15 protein-coding genes and 1 pseudogene are annotated in these 15,180 nt (G+C 72.5%); 3 read left to right on the forward strand and 13 right to left on the reverse strand.

Going from position 1 to position 15,180, the window contains the following annotated elements:
* The 5 genes from E1182_RS22450 to E1182_RS22470 form a co-directional block, all read right to left on the reverse strand.
* A partial coding sequence (locus tag E1182_RS22450; protein WP_165942690.1) for an alcohol dehydrogenase catalytic domain-containing protein occupies positions 1-576 on the reverse strand: 576 nt, incomplete at its 3' end.
* A complete protein-coding gene (locus E1182_RS22455) occupies positions 573-1,211 on the reverse strand; it encodes an SRPBCC family protein (protein ID WP_132268583.1) in 639 nt (212 codons plus the stop codon). The genes E1182_RS22450 and E1182_RS22455, both read right to left, overlap by 4 nt.
* A 165-nt stretch (positions 1,212-1,376) precedes the next feature.
* Positions 1,377-1,994 carry a DUF3618 domain-containing protein gene (locus E1182_RS22460; RefSeq protein ID WP_132268585.1) on the reverse strand — a complete coding sequence of 206 codons (618 nt, stop codon included), beginning with the start codon at positions 1,992-1,994 and terminating at the stop codon, positions 1,377-1,379.
* Positions 1,991-2,458 carry a phage holin family protein gene (locus E1182_RS22465; protein ID WP_132268588.1) on the reverse strand — a complete coding sequence of 156 codons (468 nt, stop codon included), beginning with the start codon at positions 2,456-2,458 and terminating at the stop codon, positions 1,991-1,993. Before E1182_RS22465 ends, E1182_RS22460 begins: the two co-directional genes overlap by 4 nt.
* Positions 2,459-2,488: 30 nt before the next feature.
* The gene (locus tag E1182_RS22470; RefSeq protein ID WP_132268590.1) at positions 2,489-3,283 is read right to left on the reverse strand and encodes a hypothetical protein; all 795 of its coding nucleotides are present in this window, start codon (positions 3,281-3,283) and stop codon (positions 2,489-2,491) included.
* Positions 3,284-3,473: 190 nt separating this feature from the next.
* Here E1182_RS22470 and E1182_RS22475 point away from each other — a divergent pair, with 190 nt between their 5' ends.
* Both E1182_RS22475 and E1182_RS22480 read left to right on the forward strand, forming a co-directional pair.
* On the forward strand, positions 3,474-3,950 hold the full coding sequence (locus tag E1182_RS22475; protein WP_132268593.1) for a DUF4383 domain-containing protein: 477 nt from the start codon (positions 3,474-3,476) through the stop codon (positions 3,948-3,950).
* Positions 3,951-4,045: 95 nt separating this feature from the next.
* Positions 4,046-4,705 (forward strand): DUF6766 family protein, encoded by a 660-nt coding sequence (locus E1182_RS22480; protein ID WP_132268595.1) that lies wholly within the window; start codon positions 4,046-4,048, stop codon positions 4,703-4,705.
* Positions 4,706-4,753: 48 nt separating this feature from the next.
* Here the strand turns inward: E1182_RS22480 and E1182_RS22485 are convergent, their stop codons facing one another.
* The 8 genes from E1182_RS22485 to E1182_RS22520 all read right to left on the reverse strand — a co-directional run bounded on the left by E1182_RS22485 (position 4,754) and on the right by E1182_RS22520 (position 14,373).
* Positions 4,754-5,203: a GNAT family N-acetyltransferase gene (locus E1182_RS22485; protein WP_132268597.1), complete on the reverse strand. Its 450-nt coding sequence runs from the start codon at positions 5,201-5,203 to the stop codon at positions 4,754-4,756.
* A 77-nt stretch (positions 5,204-5,280) separates the two neighbouring features.
* Entirely contained in the window at positions 5,281-6,741 is a 1,461-nt protein-coding gene (gene obgE / locus E1182_RS22490) for a GTPase ObgE (protein ID WP_132268600.1), read from the reverse strand.
* A gap of 91 nt (positions 6,742-6,832) precedes the next feature.
* Positions 6,833-7,087: a 50S ribosomal protein L27 gene (gene rpmA / locus E1182_RS22495; RefSeq protein ID WP_132268603.1), complete on the reverse strand. Its 255-nt coding sequence runs from the start codon at positions 7,085-7,087 to the stop codon at positions 6,833-6,835.
* An 11-nt stretch (positions 7,088-7,098) separates the two neighbouring features.
* On the reverse strand, positions 7,099-7,413 hold the full coding sequence (gene rplU, locus E1182_RS22500) for a 50S ribosomal protein L21 (RefSeq protein WP_132268606.1): 315 nt from the start codon (positions 7,411-7,413) through the stop codon (positions 7,099-7,101).
* Positions 7,414-7,603: 190 nt separating this feature from the next.
* Positions 7,604-8,110, reverse strand: a complete 507-nt coding sequence (locus E1182_RS22505) for a hypothetical protein (RefSeq protein WP_132268608.1) — start codon at positions 8,108-8,110, stop codon at positions 7,604-7,606.
* A gap of 118 nt (positions 8,111-8,228) precedes the next feature.
* Positions 8,229-11,315 carry an Rne/Rng family ribonuclease gene (locus E1182_RS22510; RefSeq protein ID WP_132268611.1) on the reverse strand — a complete coding sequence of 1,029 codons (3,087 nt, stop codon included), beginning with the start codon at positions 11,313-11,315 and terminating at the stop codon, positions 8,229-8,231.
* 132 nt (positions 11,316-11,447) lie between these two features.
* A complete protein-coding gene (locus tag E1182_RS22515; protein ID WP_132268613.1) occupies positions 11,448-12,167 on the reverse strand; it encodes a TIGR03936 family radical SAM-associated protein in 720 nt (239 codons plus the stop codon).
* 169 nt (positions 12,168-12,336) lie between these two features.
* Entirely contained in the window at positions 12,337-14,373 is a 2,037-nt protein-coding gene (locus tag E1182_RS22520) for a TIGR03960 family B12-binding radical SAM protein (protein WP_132268616.1), read from the reverse strand.
* A 150-nt stretch (positions 14,374-14,523) separates the two neighbouring features.
* On the opposite strand from E1182_RS22520, the pseudogene E1182_RS22525 reads away from it, so the two are divergent.
* Positions 14,524-15,180, forward strand: a pseudogene (locus E1182_RS22525) (hypothetical protein); the annotation flags it as partial.

A 15,180-nucleotide genomic window follows, 5' to 3' on the forward strand; every position in this document is an offset into this window, starting at 1 on the left:
CCACACGGCGACGACCTCCCCACCCTTGAGCCCGCAGAAGTCGGCGGCCATCCAGCCGGTCGGCAGGGCGTCGGAGGCGAAGACCACCGCGTCGTCGGGCACCCCGTCGGGGACCGGGAAGGCTCCGACGTCGCCGAACGGCACCCGGATGTACTCGGCGTGGCTGCCGGAGTAGCCGCCGGCGGCGTGCGAGTAGCCGAGGATGCCAGCCGGCGCGTGGCCCCAGAGCTTCTCGGTGAGGACCGGCTGGGCGTTGGAGTTGTCGCAGAGCGAGAACTGTTCGGTGCGGCAGTACCAGCAACCGCCACAGGCCACCACCGAGCCGACCACCACCCGGTCGCCGACCCGCAGCCGCTGCACACCGGGCCCGGTCTCCACCACCTCGCCCGTGAACTCGTGGCCGAGGATGTCCCCCTCCCGCATCGCCGGCAGGTAGCCGTTGATCAGGTGCAGGTCCGAGCCGCAGACGCTGCTGGCCCGCACCTTGACGATGATGTCCCCCTCGGCCCGGATTCGCGGCTCGGGCACGTCCCGCACCGCCAGCTTGCCGACCCCTTCCCAGCAGAGCGCCCTCACGCCCGTCCTCCCGTCGTCAGCTTCTCCCGCAGCCTGTCGGTCGCCGCCTCCTGCCGCTGGTCCCGGCCGGACGGATCCCGCCGGGTGTCGATCACCTGCCCGCACTCGATCAGCGACTTGATCCGCCGCAGCACGTCCCGCAACCCCTGGTCGGGTTCCGCACCCCGCACCAGGCCGAGCGCCCGACGCACCGGGCCACCGAACCGGTAGCGCAGCTCGACGCGGATCTCGGTGCCCCGGTCCCGGGGCGCGGGCACCAGGTCCACCCGCCCCTGCTGCGGGACCGGGCCCTCCTCGACCCGCCAGCTCAGCCGGCGCGGTCCGGTCACGGTGATCTCGGCACGCCACCCGGTGCGGCCGGCCCGGTCCCTCGCCACACAGCGCCACCGGTTGTCGTCGAGCTGTTCGAGGGTGGCCCAGCCGGCCAGGGCCCGGTCCAGCCGTTCCCGATCGGTCCAGAAGCCGACCAGGGCGTCCATCGGCCGGTCCACGGTGATCCCGCGCCGCACCAGGTACCAGCCGTCACGCCGGTCCGGCTGGTGGCGACGCCGACGCCGGGCGACCGTCGCACCGACGCCGAGCGCGGTCGCCGTGGTGGCACCGAGCAGCGCCCACCTTGTCGCGTTGCTGGTCATCACGTCTCCTCCGCCCCGGGGTGTCCGGATGGACACCGGTATCCGCAGCGCTACCCCGGCAGCACGTCTCGAAACGGTCGCCCGGCACCCGCAGGTGCCCGAACGGCTCGTGGCCACGTCCGACGGACGCCGGAGGTGGCCACGAGCCGTTCGGTCATCGAACGCTCAGTGCCGCACCTGCTCGTACGACTGCCGCGCCTGGTCCTTCACGTCGTGGGCGGCCGACCTGCCGTCCTCCTGGACGGTCCGTACGGCGTCCTGCGCGGTGGCGCGCACCGCCTCGGTGGCGTGCCGCGCCGGCTCGCGCAACTCGTCGCCGAGCTCGGTGGCGACCGCGCCGAGCTTCTGGGTCACCACGCCACCGTGCTCGGCGGCCTTCTCCCTGACCTGGGTGGCCAGCTCCTGTTCCCGCCGGCTCGCCGGGATGAGCGAGGAGACCAGCATGCCCACGCCGAACGCGATCACGCCGGCGGCCAGCGGATTGCCCTCGGACCGCTGCCGGATCACCTGCGGTGCCCGGTGGGCGGCGTCGGTGACGGTGGTGGCCGCGGAGGAGGCGTGGTCCCCCATCGAGTGGACGGCGTGGCTGGTGCTGTGGCCGAGGTCGGAAGCGCTTCCCATCACCTTGTCCTTCGCGTTGTGCAGGGCGCTGCGCACCCGCTGCTTACGGTCGTCGACGATGCGGCCCGGACTGACCTTGTACGCCAGGGCGTCCACGTCCGCGCTGAGGCTGCTGCGGGTGGCCTCGATCTCCCGGCGGATCTGGGCGGGGTCGGTGCTCATCGGATGACTCCCTCCGGCTGGGGCTTGAGTGCGTCGGGGATCTGTCGCACGCTGTCGTTGGTCTGCTTCAGGCCACGGATCCGCTCGGCGTTCCGCTTGCCCAGCGAGTAGAGGGCCGCGGCGATGGCCGCCCAGATGAGGGCGACGATCAGGCCGGCCCAACCGGCGTCCATCACGTTGGACAGCCCGGCCCAGAGTGCGATGGAGAGAAACAGCGCCACCATGTAGCCGCCGAAGCCGGCACCGCCGTAGAACCCGGCGGCCCGGCCCGCCTTTCGGCCCTCCTGGCGCAGCTCGGCCTTGGCCAGCTCGACTTCCTGGCGTACCAGGGTGGACAGGTCGGCGGTGACCGACCGCATCAGCTCACCGATGGAGCTGCCCCTGACCTCGTCCGCGGTGTGCGGGGCACCCGCGGGGCGGTGACCGGAGTCCAGTCCGGCCCTCTGCTGCGTCGACGTGCTCATGTCGCCGCCTCCGTTCGGATGTCGGATCGGTCACGGACGGGTGGTGCCGCTGGCGGGCACGCCCGGCAGCGGGTCGGTCTGGCTCACCGGCGGCAGCGGCTGCCGGGTGCCGCCGGCCGGGTCGGCGTAGCTGGTCGTGGTGCCGTGGTCCGGGTGGGCCGAGTAGCCCGGGTCGGGCTCGGCGTAGGTGCCCGGGGTCGGGTCGAGGTACCCGCCCGGCGGAACCGCGTCCGGCGCCGGCGTCGGGATGACCGCGGTGCGGTCCGGGTCGTAGCCGTCGGCCGAGCCGTACCCGGGGCCGCCGGTGGGTCCAGTGGGGCCGCCCGACTCGGCGGTCAGACCCTTGGCGAGGCGGCCGGCGACCACGCCGAGCAGGGCCGCGCCGACCAGGAAGGTGCCCGGGTTGCGGCGGGCGTAGCTCTTCACCTCGTGGAGCAGGTCGCCCGGCTCGCGGGCCTCCAGCCAGCCGGCCACGCCGTGCACCCGCTCGGCGGCCTGATGGGCCAACTCGGTCACCGGGCCGGCCTGGCTGCTGTTCTGCGCCATGGCGCGCATCTCCTCGGCCAGCGAGCGCAGCCCACCGGCGGCCCGGCGCTGCTGGTCGCCGGCCTGGGTGGTGAGCTGCTGGCGGGCCTCGCCGTAGAGGTCGCGGGCCTGGCGCTTCGCCTCGCCGACGACCTCCTGGCCCTGATCGCGTGCGGTCTGGACGACGTTGCCGCCGGCGTTGGCGGCTTCGCCGCCGACCTGGCGGGCCTGGTGCCGGACACCACCGCCGTTGTCGCTGTGCTGGTGCCCGTACGTCGTGGTGGAGAGATCGTAGGTCATGGTTTCCCTTCCGCTCGGACGTTCTCGTCGCGGTCGCGTACTGGGGGGATCGCCGACCGTCACGTCGGCATGACCTCTGCGGTACCCCCGGCCGTCGGGTCCATACCTGATTCGCCATTTCTCTGCCCCTCGCGGCGGACCGGTCACAGAATGTGAGCAGTGTCCGGCGGTTCACGGGGGGTGACGAGCGATGGCGCACAACGTACGCCGACCGGCGCGGGCCGGTGCCCGGATCAGGACGGTCGCCGCCGCGGTGGCGGGCGTCTTCGTCCTGGTCGGCGTGCTCGGCTTCGTCCCCGGCGTCACCACCGGCTACGGGGAGATGACCTTCGCCGGCCACCACTCCGGCGCGAGACTGCTCGGCCTGTTCCAGGTGTCGGTCCTGCACAACCTGCTGCACCTGATGTTCGGCCTGGTCGGGCTGGTACTGGTACGCAGCGTCGGCGGCGCCCGGCTCTTCCTCGTCGGGGGCGGTGCCGCCTACCTCGGGCTGTGGATCTACGGCTTGGCCATCGACCGGGAGAGCGCAGCGAACCTCATCCCGGTCAACGCCGCCGACAACTGGCTGCACCTGGCGCTCGGCTTCGGCATGCTCGCCCTCGGGCTGCTGCTGTTCAACGCGGCGGGCACCGGCGGCGAGTTGGACACCCCGTTCGACCGCCCCTGATCCGCCGTACCCGAAGCGCCCGGCGTGTCCAGGTTTGATCGTTCTGTCGTCGGGGCACCGGAAGACTGGCGGACGGGACTGACGAGGAGGTCATGATGCCACGGTGGATCCGGGACAACGCCCTGAGCGTGGTGATGCTCGGCGCGTTCGTCGTCTTCCTGGTGCTGCAGAGCATCTTCGGCTGGCACACCCACAACGAGGAGTTGGCCGAGTACGGGGCCCAGCCGATCGGCTGGCTGGCGTACCTGGGCAGCGGGCACTTCGCCGAGTCCGTCTTCGAGAACTGGGAGTCGGAGTTCCTCCAGATGGGCGGCTACGTGCTACTCACCGCGTACCTGACCCAACGGGGCTCGGCCGAGTCCAAACCGGAGGGCCAGACCGACCGGCCGGCCGACGACGAGCGCCGGGCCGGACCGGACTCCCCCTGGCCGGTACGCCTCGGTGGCCTTCCGCTGGCGGTCTACCGCAACAGCCTCTCCCTCGCCCTGCTGCTGATCTTCCTCGGCTCGTTCGTCGGCCACCTCCTCGGCGGCACCGCCGAATACAACCAGCAGCAGGCGCTGTCCGCCGGGGTCCCGCCGATCAGCGCCTGGGACTTCCTCGGCACCAGCGAGTTCTGGTTCCAGTCCATGCAGAACTGGCAGAGCGAGTTCCTCGCCGTCGGGGTGCTGATCCTGCTGAGCATCTTCCTGCGCCAGCACGCCTCCCCGGAGTCCAAGCCGGTCACCGCCGCGCACGCCGAGACCGGGGCCTGAGCACCCGTCCCGCTCTCCTCGTCGGCCGGACGCGGCGCGGCCCGGGGCTCAGGCCGCGACCGGCAGATGCTTGGCGAAACAGACGCTGTACGGGTTGTGCACGTACTCGCCGTACACCGGGATCGGCTCGTACCCGCCGGACGTGTAGAGACGGATCGCCGCCGGCAGGTAGACCCCGGTCTCCAGGCAGAGCACCGAGTGCCCCTGCTGGAACGCCAACTCCTCCAACGCGGTCAGCAACTGCCGCGCGATGCCCCGCCCCCGGTACGCCGGCCGGACGTACATCCGCTTCAGCTCGCCGGTGGTCGCGTCGAGGGCCTGGACACCACCGCAGGCCACCGCTCGGCCGTCGACGACCACCGCCAGGTAACGGATGTCGCCATGGGTCACGGTCACCTGGCCGTCCAGACCTCCGTCGGCCTCCCGCAGCTCCCGCTGCTGGGCGGTGACCAGGGCGTCGATCTCGGGGTCGGTGGCGGGACGGGACTCGATCAGCATGCGCCCACGCTATGCCGGGGCCGTTTCGCGAAGGTTTCCGCTGAACGACCCCAACACGTCCGGAACCAGACCAGCCCCTACTCCCAGTCCTCGTCGTCCACCGGCTCCGGCGGCGCGGCCTCCACCTCGTCGGCAGGCCGCTGCCGGCGTGCCTTGCGGGCGGCCAGCCGATCGGCGGCCGCCGGACGGGTCGACTTGTCCTCCAGCCGGATGTCGGTGCCCCGGCTGCCCGGCACGAAGTCGACTCCGGCGTAGAGCGTCGGCTGCCAGTCGAACTCGCGGTCGCCGATGCGGACCAGGTCGCCCGGGTTGGCCCCGGCCTTGGCCAGTTTCTCCTCGACCCCGAGCCGGGCCAGCCGGTCGGCGAGGAAACCCACGGCCTCGTCGTTGTCGAAGTTCGTCTGCCGCACCCACCGCTCGGGCCGTACGCCGCGCACCGTGTACGAGCCGTCGGGCTCCTGCTCGATGGTGAAGCCGGCGTCGTCGACCGCCTTCGGCCGGATCACGATCCGGGTCGGCTCGGCCGGCGGCGCGGCGGCCCGGGACTGCTCCACCAGTTCGGCCATCGCGAAGGTGAGTTCCTTGAGGCCCTCCCGGGTGGCCGTGGAGACCTCGAAGACCCGGAAGCCACGTGCCTCCAGGTCGGGCCGGACGATCTCGGCGAGGTCACGCCCGTCCGGCACGTCGATCTTGTTCAGGGCGACCAGGCGTGGCCGGTCGGTGAGCCCGCCGTACTCGGTCAGTTCGGCTTCGATGGTGTCGATGTCGGCCAGCGGGTCACGGCCGGGCTCCAGCGTCGCGGTGTCGACCACGTGCACGAGTACGGCGCACCGCTCGACGTGGCGGAGGAACTCCAGGCCGAGCCCCTTGCCGGTGGCCGCGCCGGGGATCAGGCCCGGCACGTCGGCGACGGTGAAGGTGTGGTTGTCCACCCGGACCACGCCCAGGTTGGGCACCAGGGTGGTGAACGGGTAGTCGGCGATCTTCGGCTTGGCCGCGGAGATCACCGAGATCAGCGACGACTTGCCGGCCGACGGGAACCCGACCAGGCCGACGTCGGCGACGCTCTTGAGTTCCAGCACCACGTCCAGCCGGTCACCGGGTTCGCCGAGCTCGGCGAACCCGGGCGCCTTGCGCCGGGCGTTGGCCAGCGAGGCGTTGCCCCGGCCGCCACGCCCGCCACGGGCCGCCTCGAAGGTGGTGCCCGCCCCGACCAGGTCGGTCAGGACCGTGCCGTCCAGGGTCTGCACCACGGTCCCGTTGGGCACCTTGACCACCAGGTCACGGCCGTTGGCGCCGTCCCGGTTCGAGCCGGCGCCACCCTTGCCGTTCTCGGCCTTCAGGTGGGGGCGGAAATGGAAGTCCAGCAGGGTGGTCACCTGCGGGTCGACCACCAGCGACACGGAGCCGCCGTGCCCGCCGTCGCCGCCGTCCGGCCCGCCGAAGGGCTTGAACTTCTCCCGGTGGATCGAGACACAGCCGTGCCCGCCGTCGCCGGCCTGCAGGTGCAGGACGACCCGGTCAACGAACGTCGTCACGACGCCAATCCTTCCAGCGAGGTCCGCCCCCGCACGCGAAAAAGGCGAAGCGGGCCGGGACCGAAGGTCCGCGGCCCGCAACGCCTTCCAACTACTGCTGCGGCACGATGCTGACGGTCTTGCGACCGCGCTTGGTGCCGAACTGGACCGAGCCGGCGGCCAGCGCGAAGAGCGTGTCGTCGCCGCCCCGGCCGACCATGTCACCGGGGTGGAACTTGGTGCCACGCTGCCGGATGATGATCTCACCCGCGCTGACGACCTGACCACCGAAGCGCTTCACGCCGAGCCGCTGGGCCGCGGAGTCACGGCCGTTACGCGAGCTGGACGCACCCTTTTTGTGAGCCATTGGAGGACGACCTACTTCCCGCTGGAGATGCCGGTCACCTTGACCTGGGTCAGCGGCTGGCGGTGACCCTGGCGCTTGTGGTAGCCGGTCTTGTTCTTGAACTTGTGGATCCGGATCTTAGGGCCCTTGGTGTGCGCGGCGATCTCGCCGGACACCGAGACCTCGGCAAGCTTCGCCGCGTCGGTCACCAGGTCGTCACCGTCGACGAGGAGCACCGCAGTGAGCTTCACCGCGTCGCCGGGGGCACCGGCGAGCTTCTCGACCTCGATCACGTCGCCCTCGGCGACCTTGTACTGCTTGCCGCCGGTCTTGACGATCGCGTACATCGGAGGCGGACTCCCTGTCGTTGAGGCTGCTAGCGTCTTTTCCCACCGTTACCGGTCGGTCGTTCCCACGGCGACTCGCCGGGTAGCAGTGACACCGGCGGCGCGGGCACGCGGGAACTCGGCACACCAAAGTGCGCCGCAGGAAAGAGTACGCCATGGACCGGCCGAGACCCAAACCGGCCCCGCCCGGTCAACGCCCGCAGAGCTGGTCGAGGCGCTGCTGGAGGCGGTCCAGCTCGGTCTCGTCGATCGACTCGACATCGGTGCCGAGCGTGCCCACCTCGGTGGCCAGCTCGGTGAGCAGGGTCTTCAGCTGTGGATCGGTGGCCCTTGCGGACTGCTGCCGCAACGCCGTACGCCAGCCGGTCAGCGCCGACTCCGCCTGCTTTCGGGCGGTCTGCGCCCCGGCGGTGTCATTGGCGCCGACCGCCGCGATCATCCTGCCCAGCTCCTCCACGTACGTGCGTACCGCCGTCGCGGCGGCCGCCTCGGCCTCCGCGCAGACCTGGGGGCCGTTGCCGCCGGCCGGCGCGACGCTGACCGGGGCGGAGGGCAGCAGTGTCGCCGGGGCTGACGAACCGGCCGCGCCCGTGCTGGCGGACCGGTCGGGAGGGATGCCGTCGGCCCGGTCACCGGAGCAGCCGGAGCCGGTCAGCAGGGCGGTGGTCACCACGGTGGCGGTGAGCAGGCGGCGCATACGTCTTCTCCTGTCCGGGGGGACCGATCGTAAGACCGGTCCGGGGGGACGCGACAGAGCCCCCGTCCCGGCGGTACGCCGGAGCAGGGGCCCTGGGGGGAACGTCGGCGTCAGCCGGTCACGGACGGGTACGCCGACGGGCGCCGGCCCGCCGGGATCGACGTCGACCGGCACCGCCCTCACCCTCGATGTCGGTGTCCCCGTCGCCCAGCGCGTCCGGGTCGTCCGCGCCGGCCAGCCGCGCGGACTCGCCCTCCTGGGCGTCGGCGATCGCCGGCGCCGCCGGGGTGTCCGCCTCGTAGCGGGACAGGTCGTAGCCCATGGTGTCGTGGTAGTCGGCGTCGGTGTCCGGGGCGGTGACCTCGGCGGCCTCCGTCGTCTCCACCACCGTCCGCTCGGCCGCCGCACCCTTGCGGGAGCGTCGCCGGGACGACCCGGCGGCCGGCTCCGTTGAGGCGGGGGCCGTCAACGAGGCGGGAGCCGTCGCCGAGGCGGGAGCCGTCGACGAGGCGACCGCCCGGACCTTCTCCCCCGCGCCGCCCGTACGCGGCTTCTCCGGCACCGGCTCGGTGTGCATGATCAGGCCGCGACCCTTGCAGCACTCACAGGTCTCACTGAACGCCTCCAGCAGACCCGCGCCGATCCGCTTGCGGGTCATCTGCACCAGGCCCAGCGACGTGATCTCGGTGACCTGGTGCTTGGTCCGGTCCCGGCCGAGGCATTCGGTCAGCCGGCGTAGCACCAGCTCGCGGTTCGACTCCAGCACCATGTCGATGAAGTCGATCACCACGATGCCGCCGATGTCGCGCAGCCGGAGTTGGCGCACGATCTCCTCGGCCGCCTCCAGGTTGTTGCGGGTGACCGTCTCCTCCAGGTTGCCCCCGGAGCCGGTGTACTTGCCGGTGTTGACGTCGATGACGGTCATCGCCTCGGTGCGGTCGATCACCAGCGAGCCGCCGGAGGGAAGGAAGACCTTGCGGTCCAGCCCCTTGATGATCTGCTCGTCGATCCGGTACTCGGCGAAGACGTCGGCGGTGCCGACGTGCCGGCGCAGCCGGGCGACCAGGTCCGGCGAGACGTGCGACAGGTACGACTCGACCACGTCGTACGACTGCGCGCCCTCGATGACCAGCTCGCGGAAGTCCTCGTTGAACAGGTCCCGGACCACCCGGATGACCAGGTCCGGCTCCTCGTAGAGCAGCACCGGGGCACCACCCTCGGCGGCCTTGGCCTGGATGTCCTCCCACTGCGCCTGGAGCCGCTTGACGTCGCGGGCCAGCTCGTCCTCGCTGGCGCCCTCGGCGGCCGTCCGGACGATCACCCCGGCGCCGTCGGGCACCAGCTTCTTCAGCACGTCCCGCAGCCGCTTGCGCTCGGTGTCGGGCAGCTTGCGGCTGATCCCGGAGGCGTTGCCGTTGGGCACGTAGACCAGATGCCGACCGGAGAGCGCGATATGGCTGGTCAGCCGAGCGCCCTTGTGCCCGATCGGATCCTTGGTGACCTGGACCAGCACCGAGTCGCCGGAGCGCAGCGCCTGCTCGATGGAGCGGGCCCGGCCCTCCAGGCCGGTGGTGTCCCAGTTCACCTCACCGGCGTACAGCACGGCGTTGCGACCGCGCCCGATGTCGACGAAGGCCGCCTCCATGCTGGGCAGGACGTTCTGCACCTTGCCCAGGTAGACGTTACCGGCCATGGTTCCGGAGGAGTTGCGGGTGACGTAGTGCTCGACCAGCACGCCGTCCTCGAGGACGGCGATCTGGGTACGGTCGCCGCGCTGGCGGACCACCATCACCCGGTCGACCGCCTCCCGGCGGGCCAGGAACTCCGACTCGCTCAGGATCGGCGGGCGGGTGCGCCGCTGCTCACGGCCGTCCCGGCGGCGCTGACGCTTGGCCTCCAACCGGGTCGAGCCGGAGACGCCCTGCACCTCGTCGACGGCCTTGCGCGGCTCACGGATCTTGACGACGGTCGGCACGCCGTCGTCGGCGTCCGTCTCGACGTCCCCGGCGCCCCGACGGCGACGACGCCGCCGACGGCGGGTCATCCCGTCGCCGTCGCCCTCACCCTCGCCCTCCTCGTCGGCCTCGCCCGCCTCGTCCTCGGCCCGGGCGGCCTCCTCGGTCTCCTCCTCGTCGGTGTCCTCGGCGCCACCCTTGCCGCGACCGCGGCCCCGGCGGCCGCGACGGCGGCGGCGACGGCCGGCGGCGGTCTCGTCGTCGTCGTCCTCCTCCTCGGCCTCCTCGGCCTCGGCGGTGGGCTCCTCCTCGACGATCTCAACGACGTCGGCGACCTCGATCTCCCGGCGGCCCCGACGACGCCGGCGTCCGGTCTCGACCGGTTCCTCCTCGACGACCTCGGCGGCCGGGCCGGGCTCGACCACGCGGAAGACCGGCAGTTCCTCCGGCTGCGGGGCCATGAACAGGACGGTGGGCGCGGAGACCGCGGCCCGTCGGCGGCGGGTACGCGGTTCCGGCCCGGTCGGCTCCGGCTGCTCACCGCCGGTCACCGCGACTCCCGGCGGGATCTCGCCCGCCCGGCTCTCGGCACCGGACGCGGCGACGGCCGGCACGGCGGCACCGGAGTCGGTGGCGGCCGGTTCGGTGGCCTCCGCCTCGGCGGCGACCTCGGGCGCCACCCTCTCCTCGTCGACGGTCTCGTCGTCGGCGAGTTGCCCGGCAGTAGCCTCGTCGAGGCTTTCCTCGTCGACAGCGGTGGGCTCGGTCGGCGCCGCCGCCTCCACGGGCGGCGCCTCCTCGGCAGCGACCGCCCCGTACTCGGCCGGCGGGGCGGGCTCGGCGAGGGCTTCGACGACCGGTTCGGCGGCCTTGCGTCGTCGGGTGCGAGTCACCTTCGCCGGGGGTGCGGCCTCGGCGGGGTCCTCCTGGGCCGCGACCGGCTCGCCCGTGGCCTTGGCGGGTGCCGCCTTACGCCGACGGCGGGTGGTCTTGGCGGCGGTGTCCAGTTCCCCGGCGACCGGGGCGAACACCTCGGCCTGGTGCGACTCGTCGGTGCCGGACGGGGCGCTGGGCGACGCCTCGGCGGGGGCCCCGACCTGCTCCGGCTGGTTCAGCGGCGCCACCTTGCGCCGGGTGGCGCGGCGGCGCTTCGGCGCGGTCTCCGGGGTGGCGGCGTTGGTGCTCTCGGCGGTGTCGCCGGCCGGCTGCGTGCCGGTCCGTTCGCCGCCCTCGGGCTCGTTCTCGAGCATGGACGTTCTCCAGTTCTGGCTGCCCCGGGCGCGGGTGAGCGCTGCCACGCAGGGTTGCCGCAAAAGTGTTTCCGCCGGACGCGCGAGGTGCGCGACCGCCGAAGTCTGCCTGCCCAGAGCGTTGACCGTCGGTCAGCGCTCTCCGATGGATGCCCCGTCGCGATCCGCGTCCAACGGATCCACGATCGCGCCCTGCGCGGTCAGCGTGCCCTGCGCCAGCCGGGTCACCCTGGGCGAGACCGGCGGCTCCAGGTCGGCCACCACGCGGAGGCCGGAAAGGACGTCATCGGGCCGTACGGACGGGATGACCTGCCGTACGACCAGTTCAAGTATCGCACACGGTACGTCCGGAGCCTCGGAAGGCGTCGCCACGGGCGGAGCGACATCGATGCGCATCACGGCCGTGCGGGCGTCGAAGGTCCGCCGGCCCTGCTTGGTCATCCGCTCGACGAGCACCTCGTCGGCGGCGGTGAACGCGGCCACCGCCCGGTCCAGCGCGGCCGGCTCGACCTGGGGCATCTCGATGCGCCAGTGCGAGGCCTCGATCCGGTCGGCCAGGCTGCCGCCCTGGGCCACCACCGCGTCGAGCACGTCCAGGCCGGGCGAGAGCGCGGCGTCCAGCGCGCCGCGCAGCCGCGCCGGGTCGACCGGCTCCCGCAGGCCGATCTCCAGGTATTCGGCCTCGCTGGCCACGCCGGTCGGGGCGGCGCTGGCGTAGGAAATCTTGGGGTGCGGGGTGAAGCCCTGCGAGAAGGCGATCGGTACGCCGGCCCGGCGCAACGCCCGCTCGAAGGCCCGGGCGAAGTCCCGGTGCGAGGTGAAGCGGAGCGGGCCACGCTTGGCGTACCGGATCCGGACGCGCTGGACGACCGGCGCCTGCCCGCCCTCCGGCTGTGGTTTCCTGCTGATCGTCGTGCTCCTCGTTCGGTCAGAACCAGTTGATCATGAAGCTACCGGCGGCGACACGCCGTGCCGGAGACGATAACCTCATGATCACCAAGCGGAGTGGGGCGCGCGGACCCTACTGGGAGGCGGCGGGGAACTTCAGGCCGTTGACCGGAGTGAGCGGGAGCAGCTTCTTCCCCGTCGGGCCGATCTGGATCTCGGTGTCCATGGCCGGACACACGCCGCAGTCGAAGCACGGCGTCCAGCGGCAGTCGTCCTGCTCGTACTCGCCGAGGGCGTCCTGCCAGTCCTGCCAGAGCCAGTCCTTGTCCAGGCCGGAGTCCAGATGGTCCCAGGGCAGAACCTCCAGCTCGTCACGCTCCCGGGTGGTGTACCAGTCCAGGTCGACCCCGAAGGCGGGCAGCACCTCGGCGGCGGCGTCCACCCAGCGCTGGTACGAGAAGTGCTCGCTCCAGCCGTCGAACCGGCCGCCGTTCTCCCACACCCGGCGGATCACCGCGCCGACCCGTCGGTCACCCCGGGACAGCAGGCCCTCGATCAGCGACGGCTCGCCGTCGTGGTAGCGGAAGCCGATCGCCCGGCCCAGCGAGCGGTCCGCGTTGATCGCCTGCTTGAGCAGCTTGAGCCGGTGGTCGATCACCTCCGGGCGCTCCATCGAGGCCCACTGGAACGGGGTGTGCGGTTTCGGCACGAAACCACCGATGGAGACCGTGCAGCGGATGTCCTTGCTGCCGGTGGCGGCCCGGCCCGCCCTGATCACCTCGTGCGCCATGTCCGCGATCTCCAGGACGTCGGCGTCGGTCTCGGTGGGCAGGCCGCACATGAAGTACAGCTTCACCTGCCGCCAGCCGTTGGTGTACGCGGTGACGACGGTGCGGATCAGGTCTTCCTTCGACACCATCTTGTTGATGACCTTGCGGATCCGTTCCGAGCCGCCCTCCGGGGCGAAGGTCAGACCGGTACGCCGGCCGTTGCGGGACAACTCCTGCGCGAGGTCGATGTTGAAGGCGTCCACCCGGGTCGACGGCAGCGACAGCGAGACGTTCGTGCCCTCGTACTGCTGGGCCAGGCCGGAGCACATGTCGCCGATCTCCGAGTGGTCGGCCGACGACAGCGACAGCAGACCCACCTCGTGGAAGCCGGAGAACTCCAACCCCTGCTGCACCATCTGGCCGACGGTGGTGATCGAGCGTTCCCGCACCGGGCGGGTGATCATCCCCGCCTGGCAGAACCGACAACCCCGGGTGCAACCCCGGAAGATCTCCACCGCGTACCGCTCGTGCACCGTCTCGGCCAGCGGCACCAGCGGCTTCTTCGGGTACGGCCAGGCGTCCAGGTCCATCGTGGTGCGCTTGTGCACCCGGAACGGCACGTCCGGGCGGTTCGGCACGATCCGCTGGATCCGGCCGTCGGGCAGGTAGTCCACGTCGTAGAAGCGCGGCACGTAGACGCTCTCGGTGCGGGCCAGCCGCAACAGCAGCTCGTCACGCCCGCCGGGCGAACCCTCCGCCTTCCACTCCCGCACGATCGCGGTGATCTCCAGGACCGCCTCCTCGCCGTCGCCGAGCACCGCGGCGTCGACGAAGTCGGCGATCGGCTCCGGGTTGAACGCGGCGTGGCCGCCGGCGAGGATCACCGGGTCGGCGTCGGTACGGTCGGCCGCGAGCAGCGGGATGCCGGCCAGGTCGATCGCGGTGAGCAGGTTGGTGTAACCCAGCTCGGTGGAGAACGAGACGCCGAACACGTCGAAGGCACGCACCGGGCGGTGCGCGTCGACGGTGAACTGCGGCACCCCGTGGGCGCGCATCAGCTTCTCCAGGTCCGGCCAGACCGCGTACGTCCGCTCGGCGAGCACGTCGGGCAGTTCGTTGAGCACCTCGTAGAGGATCTGCACACCCTGGTTGGGCAGGCCCACCTCGTACGCGTCGGGGTACATCAGCGCCCAGCGCACGGCCGCCGTGTCCCAGTCCTTGACCACCGCACCCAGCTCGCCACCGACGTACTGGATGGGCTTGGTCACCTGGGGCAGCAGCGGCTCCAGCCGGGGCCAGACCGACAGCTCCAGGTCGCGGCGTGGCGACGGACCCACCGAGCCGGGGCCGTCGCCGGAATTGGCCGCGGCGGGGCGCGGCGTCGTGGACGGGACACTCATGATGCCCAAGGGTACGCGCTTGCCGACCCGGCACCGCGCGGCACCGGTACGCCCGCCACCGGTGGTTCGCGGCCCACAGCGGTGACGCGGATCGCGGTGACTGGCGGTCCGGTACTAACCTCGCTACCGGCGCGAGAGGAGATTGCCGCGATGCCGCAGCCGCAGCCGGGTCAAGACCGGCCGGCCGAGGGAAGCACGCCGGTCACCGGCGCGGGCCGGGACCCGGCCGGCACCGGGGACCAGGGTCCGGCCGACACCGGCCCGGATCGGGCCCCGGCCGGCGCCGCAGGGCCGGCTCCCTCTCCCGTACCCCCGCAGCCCGGAGCCCGCACGGGCCCGGCGGACACCGCCGTGCTGCCCGCCGGGGACGCGGACACCACCGGACGCCCCGGGTCAGCCGGGAACGCCCACCACAGCGGGCCCGGCGACACCGCTGCGGACCCGGCACCCGGTGGCGACGCCGACCGGGTCGGGCCCGCCCACCCGACCGGGACCACCGACGGTGCCGGCACCGATCTCGGGGCCGGGCCGCCCGAGCCCGCCACCGCGCCGAGCCCTGCCGCCCCGGACCGCACCCACGTCGACGTCCGACCACCACCGGACCGGACCCGGGTGGATCACGAGCCGCCGCCCGCACCGCGCTGGAGCGGGTCGGCCGCGGTCCCACCTCCGCTGCCGCGGCGACCTGCCTGGGGCGAGTCCGCCGAGCCCACCCCGGTCCCGCCGCCGCAGCCGCCGGAGCACCGCACGCCGGTGGACCCGTGGGCGGGCGTGGACACCGGCACCTGGGAGCTGGACGAGCACCAC

This window comes from Micromonospora sp. KC721 (genome assembly GCF_004348355.1).
In the GTDB taxonomy this organism is placed as follows: Bacteria; Actinomycetota; Actinomycetes; order Mycobacteriales; family Micromonosporaceae; genus Micromonospora.

Coding starts and splice junctions, on each gene's coding strand:
- E1182_RS22505 (WP_132268608.1), bottom strand. CDS start 8,110: ATGCGCCGCCTGCTCACCGCCACCGTGGTGACCACCGCCCTGCTGACC.
- E1182_RS22510 (WP_132268611.1), bottom strand. CDS start 11,315: ATGCTCGAGAACGAGCCCGAGGGCGGCGAACGGACCGGCACGCAGCCG.
- rplU (WP_132268606.1), bottom strand. CDS start 7,413: ATGTACGCGATCGTCAAGACCGGCGGCAAGCAGTACAAGGTCGCCGAG.
- rpmA (WP_132268603.1), bottom strand. CDS start 7,087: ATGGCTCACAAAAAGGGTGCGTCCAGCTCGCGTAACGGCCGTGACTCC.
- E1182_RS22455 (WP_132268583.1), bottom strand. CDS start 1,211: ATGACCAGCAACGCGACAAGGTGGGCGCTGCTCGGTGCCACCACGGCG.
- E1182_RS22520 (WP_132268616.1), bottom strand. CDS start 14,373: ATGAGTGTCCCGTCCACGACGCCGCGCCCCGCCGCGGCCAATTCCGGC.
- E1182_RS22465 (WP_132268588.1), bottom strand. CDS start 2,458: ATGAGCACGTCGACGCAGCAGAGGGCCGGACTGGACTCCGGTCACCGC.
- E1182_RS22480 (WP_132268595.1), top strand. CDS start 4,046: ATGCCACGGTGGATCCGGGACAACGCCCTGAGCGTGGTGATGCTCGGC.
- E1182_RS22485 (WP_132268597.1), bottom strand. CDS start 5,203: ATGCTGATCGAGTCCCGTCCCGCCACCGACCCCGAGATCGACGCCCTG.
- E1182_RS22460 (WP_132268585.1), bottom strand. CDS start 1,994: ATGAGCACCGACCCCGCCCAGATCCGCCGGGAGATCGAGGCCACCCGC.
- E1182_RS22470 (WP_132268590.1), bottom strand. CDS start 3,283: ATGACCTACGATCTCTCCACCACGACGTACGGGCACCAGCACAGCGAC.
- E1182_RS22475 (WP_132268593.1), top strand. CDS start 3,474: ATGGCGCACAACGTACGCCGACCGGCGCGGGCCGGTGCCCGGATCAGG.